Source organism: Halonatronum saccharophilum DSM 13868 (assembly GCF_000517025.1).
In the GTDB taxonomy this organism is placed as follows: Bacteria; Bacillota; Halanaerobiia; order Halobacteroidales; family Halobacteroidaceae; genus Halonatronum; species Halonatronum saccharophilum.
On sequence record NZ_KI912097.1, the window covers coordinates 145,062 to 150,874 of the forward strand.

At 28.9% G+C, this 5,813-nt stretch carries 3 protein-coding genes and 1 pseudogene; all 4 read right to left on the bottom strand.

Features of this window, described 5'->3' with window-relative positions; all coding sequences use genetic code 11:
- Nucleotides 1–2,689: nSTAND3 domain-containing NTPase (locus HALSAC_RS15895; protein ID WP_035571873.1), on the bottom strand; the 2,689-nt coding region annotated here is incomplete at its 3' end.
- A gap of 395 nt (nucleotides 2,690–3,084) precedes the next feature.
- Nucleotides 3,085–4,269, bottom strand: a complete 1,185-nt coding sequence (thiI, locus tag HALSAC_RS0112005) for a tRNA uracil 4-sulfurtransferase ThiI (protein ID WP_027340454.1) — start codon at nucleotides 4,267–4,269, stop codon at nucleotides 3,085–3,087.
- A gap of 5 nt (nucleotides 4,270–4,274) precedes the next feature.
- Nucleotides 4,275–5,426: a cysteine desulfurase family protein gene (locus HALSAC_RS0112010; RefSeq protein WP_027340455.1), complete on the bottom strand. Its 1,152-nt coding sequence runs from the start codon at nucleotides 5,424–5,426 to the stop codon at nucleotides 4,275–4,277.
- Between the two features lie 230 nt (nucleotides 5,427–5,656).
- Nucleotides 5,657–5,813 (bottom strand): annotated as a pseudogene (locus tag HALSAC_RS17860) (IS30 family transposase); the annotation flags it as partial.

Below are 5,813 nucleotides of genomic sequence, written 5' to 3' on the forward strand. Positions count from 1 at the left end.
TTTTCATCACACTATCTAAATGAGGTTGATTCATACTAGTATGTTTTGAAGGAAACTTAATCATTAATTCAATAATTAGTTCATACCATACCTCCCATAATTCAACCTTCTGTTTATCAGAATAATTATCCCACTCAATAATATCTTGATTATATTTATCACCAAAATTCTCTAGAAATTTTTTGAACTTTATTGATACTGACATATTATCAAAATTATTTTTTATAAAATTAATTATTTTTAATTTTTTATTATTATCATATTTTTCATATGATTTTAACATACCTTTAAATAAATTATAAATAACATTTGGATGCTCATTTGAATCCAGATATTTATCAATTTTATTATAATTATAGGCATAATCTTTAAATAAACTATATATAGCTTTTCCTCTTATAAACGCTTCTTTAAATTTTAAAGCCTTTTTCAATATAATTTCATATTCTTTTATTTCAAATATAAAATTAGTTTCATTTAATAAGTCCCACATTCTTTTTGAAGAAATTAATTCATTATTAATTACTGCTTGCTTAATTTGAATAATTTCCGTATCACTTAATTTATTATTCATTAAATAAGAATGAAATTTTCTTTCATTTGATGTATTAAACCAAGGTTCTTCTTTGTACCATAAAATAGAACTACCTTCAATATTTTCATCAAAAAATAATTGGTCAATAAAATTTTCTTGTTCTTCTTTAGATAATTCATTAATTCTTGAATCAAAAAAAGAGACTACTCTATCTTTAACAGCTGGAAATATTGAATATAAACCTTTTAAAATTAATCTTTTTATGGAATTATTTTTTTCTTCTAAATAAATTTCTTCAAGAATTCTAATAGTATTCATTACAGAAGTTTTATCCAAAATTCCTAAAGACCTATAAGCTAACTTTATGTTATTTTCAGAGTTAAATAAAGTATTTAGTTCTTTTTTAAATAAAAATTTACCTGCGTTATTATAAATAGGATGATTAAAGGTTATATTTTCATTTTCAATGCTAATATATCCATGATCATACAAGTATTGTAAACCTTTTTTGTAAACATTATTTAGTTCATAATTATATTTATACTTAGGGAATTTTGGTATTGATATATCTCTATTGAAACTATGGCTTATTCCATTCCAATTCTTTTTTTCCTCAAGTAAAGACGGTTTTTCATCTGATTCACCTAATAGATATTTTAAATCATTTAATTTCATAGATTCAATAGTATTACATCCTAACCATAGTGCAATCATTAACTTTGAATAATCTTCATCTTTATTTTTAATCTTTTTTGCTAATTCTTTTGAATCGGTTCGAGCAATTTCAATTACTTCACTTATATTTAAAGTAGATAATTCATCTATAGTTTTATTATAGAATAACTCTTTTATCTGTCCAGGTTGTAAAAATCCACCATTTTCATTTTTATTTAAGTAATTATAAACTTCATTAAATAAATCATTTGATTTATTATTATTTTTAAAATATCTACTCCATATTTTTTTATATTCATCTTTTTTCACCACTGTTAAATCCAACCATTTAACTCCTAAAATACTGCACTCTTCCAACGATTTGCTTTCTTTAATTTTGTATAATATATCTTTTCTTGTAGTTATTATTAATTTTCTATCTTTTCTCAAGTTATTTATTAATTCTTTAATATTCTTTAATATTAATAACCCATTATCTTTAACTTCTATTGCTCCAAATGGATCATCCAATATACATAATCTATCATCCGAAATTGATCTCTTTAAAAAACTAATAGCCTCATTATAATCATAAGTTCTTTCAATATTATATCCGCTATCCTGAAACTTTTGTGCAATATCTTGTGCTACATAAGTTTTTCCGCATTGGGAAATTCCAGTTAATAATAATACATTCTCTTCATTTAATATATCTATACATTTTTTAACTTTATCTCTTTTAAAATAAAATTTGTCATAATGAAAAATTTTTTCTCCTTTAGATTTTTCTAATCTATCATATATATCTGAGACTATATTTTGTTTAGTATCTCTACCTTTCTTAATTACTTCTAATAATTCTAAAATAACATTATTTAAACAATTTTGTGTAATATTAAATTTACTATTAAGGATTGTTTTTATTTCAAATTCAACATTCTCTTCTTTATATTGAGTAAAAATTATCATTCTTCTTAAAACATTCTTTAATTCTTCATTAGAAATATCTTTCAAAAAATCTTTTAGAAATAATCTTCTTTTCTTTTCTATTCCAATTTTTTTTTGATATACTGATAAAATATAACTTTTTATAGAACTAATTTTTTTTGAATTGATTGGTTTGCTTAATTGTCTTATTTCCTCATTTTCACTTAAAAATATACTAACTTCATCTTTACATCTTTGATTTGTAATAAATATAGCAATTCTATTTTTATCCTTTTTTAACTTTGTTAATAAATTACTTCTAAAATTACGATTTTCAAAATGGCTTATCCACTTACAATATTCATCAATCTCTATTGGCTGAGAACGTTTTTTAACTTGAATATCGATTATTTCCTCCTTACCATTCTTAATATACTTTATTTGTGCATCTTCACCATCCTGATTTTCAATTAAAACTTCAATATTTTCATTATGAATAACTCTTAAAGTAATCAATAAGGAAACTAAATATTGATATTCATAACCTTGGGGACCAGATGTTTCAATTGACATAGTATTACCCCCTTATATGTAATTATATTTTTATTAAGATAAATTTAAATATGGCATTTTAGATAACTTAAAGTTAACGAAACACTTAATTAAGTATTTCGTTAAAATGATAAATAGATTTGTGTTTATGTCTTATTTCATTTAAATCCTCTATCTACACCTTATAATTCTACAAAACAAAGGTTAATCCTCTAATAATTACCATAAAAACGGAAAAGATATACCCCTTTATCTATTCAAATTAGATGCCTTATGCTCTTCATCCAAAAAAATTCTTTGAAGAGTAGTTAATATACTAGCCCCCATAAAAAACAAGCTACTCCCCTTCTTTATCTCGGGAGTAGCTTGAAGCTCCTTACAGTATAGTAAGGAGCTTTCATATTTTAATCTATATATTAGCTATAAGGATTTATTCTTATAATCTCTACCTCTTCGATAGCCTTTTCAATTAGATCCTCTACATCTAGGTCCTTCTCTCCTATCTCTATCTGTTTTACCGTAGGGCTGGTCTCAGGAGATTCAGGGACAAAGATAGTACAGCAATCTTCATAAGGTCTAATAGATATATCGTAGGTACCTATCCTTTCAGCCCTAGCTATTATCTCTACCTTGTCCAAGCCAATTAATGGTCTAAAAATAGGCATCTTAGGGATCATATTGGTAACATACATAGACTCCATAGTCTGGCTGGCTACTTGACCCATACTCTCACCTGTAATCAAAGACTTACCACCATTATTTATAGTTATTCTTTCGGCGATTCTCATCATCAGCCTTCTCATAATGATCGTTGTAAGCTCTTTAGGACAACTCTCATTCATCTGAGTTTGGATGTCGGTGAAGTGGACTACATGAAGATCAGTTGGCCCTTGATATTGGGCCAACACCTCAGTTAACTCAATAACCTTCTCTTTGGCCCTATCACTGGTAAAAGGAAAGGAGTGAAAATAAATAGGAACTACCTTAGCTCCACGCTTCATAATCATCCATCCTGCTACTGGACTATCAATACCTCCAGATAGAAGCAACCCTGAGGTCCCTGTAACCCCTACTGGGAGCCCTTTAACTCCTGGGATGTCTTTGGTATAAACATAAGCAAACTTTTCTCTTATTTCAACATTCACATCGATTTCTGGGTTATGTACATCAACCTTTAAACGACCATCCTCTATATTTATTAGAACATGAGCCCCAAGCTCCCGGTTTAACTCCATACTATCTAGTTCAAACTGTTTGTTATTACGTCTTGCACTGATCTTAAAGCTAGTTACTCCTTCTTCAGATAGATCCTTTTTAACCAACTTCAAACAAGCATCCTTTATCTCTTGTACATCTAAAGCCACCTTCTCTGTAGGGCAGACACCAACAATCCCAAATATCTTAGTTAAACGATTTAAGACCTTATCTTCCTCTATATCAGTCTCTACATAGATACGTCCATAGGTCTTATAAACCCTTAAGTGTCCACCTTCTCCTTTTAAAGACTTAAGTATATTCGACTTTAATTTATCTTCAAAGATGAATCTATTCTTCCCCTTGGTTCCAATCTCTCCATAACGTATTAAATATAATTTTTCCAACTTTATCACCTCATCATTATTTTTCTTAGCATTTGTACATTCTCTTTTACCTTATCTACAGTATAATTTATATGGTCTTCATCTATAGTATCAGATAAACTAAACCTTATTGCCCCCTCCATCATTTCTCTTGAAACTCCAATAGCTTCTAGGATATAACTAGGCGTATCTTGTTTTGAAGAGCAGGCCGCTCCAGTCGATAAGTAAATCCCTTCCCGCTCTAAGCTATGTATTAAGACTTCACCTTTGATCCCAGCAAAGGATATATTGGCAATATGGGGTGCTCCCTCTCTAATCTTTGGCCCGTTTAACTGAGTATCATCTATCTCATTTAATATTCGCTTTACCAAAAGCTCCTTTAAAGAGTATAGTCTTTCTTTATCTACCCGCTCAAAGATCAACTCTGTAGCTTTAGCAAAACCAGCAATTCCAGGAACATTCTCAGTACCTGGTCTGATACCACTTTCTTGCCCACTTCCAGCTATGAGGTTAGTTATCCTGCTACCATCTTTAATATAGACTGCACCAACACCCTTTGGCCCGTGGACTTTATGGGAACTAATAGTACATAAATCTGCTCTTATCTTTGAAGGATGGAGATTCCACTTGCCAAAGGTCTGTACTCCATCAATATGAAAGTAAAGTCTTTCGTATTTACTTAATATTTCACCTATCTGGGCCAAAGGCTGTATAGTACCGATCTCATTGTTGATTCCCATAATACTTACAAGGATAGTATCATCATTTAAATAGCTCTTAAGCTCTTCTATGTCTATTATACCTTCTTTATCTACACTTAAACGTATAACATCAAAACCTTCCTCTTCTAGCCTATTAAAGACCTCTAAGACTGAAGGGTGTTCTATAGAGGAGGTAATTATTCTATTACCGTATCTTTTAAGAGCCTTTACCCCTCCCTTGATGAGCATATTATTGCCTTCAGTCCCTCCAGAGGTGAAGTATATCTCATTAGGTTTTACCTTAAGCTTCTTAGCAATCTCCCTTCTAGCTTCTTTAATTATCTTTTCAGCTTCTATCCCTTTTCTATGTAGTGAAGAAGGATTGCCATAATAGTTTTTTAAAACTTCTGTTACCCTATTTACTACCTTATCATAAGGCTTTGTAGTTGCTGCATTATCTAAATAGATCTCTTTCATCTCATATCATCCTCTTCTAGCTATTTAATGTATCCTTTACTGATATTTGAACTTACTGATTACTCATCACTCATAACCCATTACTAGTTAATTAATATCAGCATAACATTTTTATTATATCAATTAGGCGGTAAAAATAAAAGTAATTATAGGAATTTTAACTATTCTGAAAATTGCAATATAAAATGCACAGCCTTTATGGAAAAAAACACCTCATATGATGTGTTTATTTATGCTACATTTAAACCTATTTCAAATATATTATTAGAACTTTTAAAACCAAACATCTTCCTAGGATAATTATTAATCCATTTTTCAATTCTTTTAATTTGATTTCTACTAAGATTCTTAAAGCTACTTCCTTTTGGCAAAAACCTTCTAATCATT